Source organism: Gilliamella sp. B3023, from assembly GCF_026536845.1.
Lineage (GTDB): Bacteria > Pseudomonadota > Gammaproteobacteria > Enterobacterales > Orbaceae > Gilliamella > Gilliamella apicola_E.
In genome coordinates this window covers 1-917 of the sequence record NZ_JAFNNH010000063.1, presented here as the reverse complement: position 1 = coordinate 917, position 917 = coordinate 1, and the positions used below count along the sequence as shown (strand labels likewise).

General features: G+C 41.2%; 1 protein-coding gene. It reads right to left on the bottom strand.

Annotated elements, in window-relative coordinates:
- Window positions 1–867 (bottom strand): hypothetical protein (locus J3U16_RS11970; protein WP_267343202.1); only part of this gene is annotated, 867 nt, incomplete at its 3' end.
- Window positions 868–917: the final 50 nt, after the last annotated feature.

The window sequence follows — 917 nt, the reverse complement described above, 5'->3', positions numbered from 1 at the left end:
ACCGACCAACTCGAAGGTCTGAGGCAAAGTAGGTTTAGAAATAGGAATAGGACTGGATGAATTAATCTGGGATTGAGTAGCATAAGGACCAGTTAAAGTAACGCGTACGCTTGTAGCAGTAGGATTAGACATTGTGACTGTGATACCACCCAGAGAAACAGGAGACCAAGACAATGGCTGACTTACACCATTAATGAGTAAATCAAAGTACAATCCATTACCGCCAGTTGTAGGAAAGTTTTGAGCGTAACGTGACGGGTCTGTTTCTTGAGTGAAAAAACCATTAGAACTGTCCCACATTGAAGGCGAATTTTCAAGCCACGAGGACAAACTACCTGGTCTGACAAAACAAACCACAGGCTCAACCTTAGGATTAACGTAATAAGTCACATTACTGGCATTAAAAGTACTACGATTAGGAAATCCGTAACGAGTTGATAATGTACCGTTAGTACTGGATAACGTAACTTTATAAGGAGAATTACAAATTGTTAGCACGGAATTACGTGATACAACTTGATTGTTTTTATCGACGATAGATAAACTTAAAGAACCTGTAGCACTAACGCCAGAATCTCCATCATCATCACCCCAATAATTATTAGGAGGGCCGATAAGAGAACTCAAAGCGACTGAATTTGTATCAGTAGGAACGAACATACTTATATCCGCAAAACTCTGACCCACAACGGGCAAGGAGATTGGAGTTGTAGATGATGAAGTATTAGTTGAAGGTGTATATTTAGTTCCGTCAGATAAAGTAATCCCAAGTAGACCGTTAGCATCGACCGCACGTGTACGACCACCGTCGAAAGTCAGATAAGGCGGAGTACCCTGTATCTGATTTGCTGTTGTCTGTGATGTCAATGCGTGACCCGAAAAAGGAAGGAAAAAGACCACGAAAAAAACAATCTGCC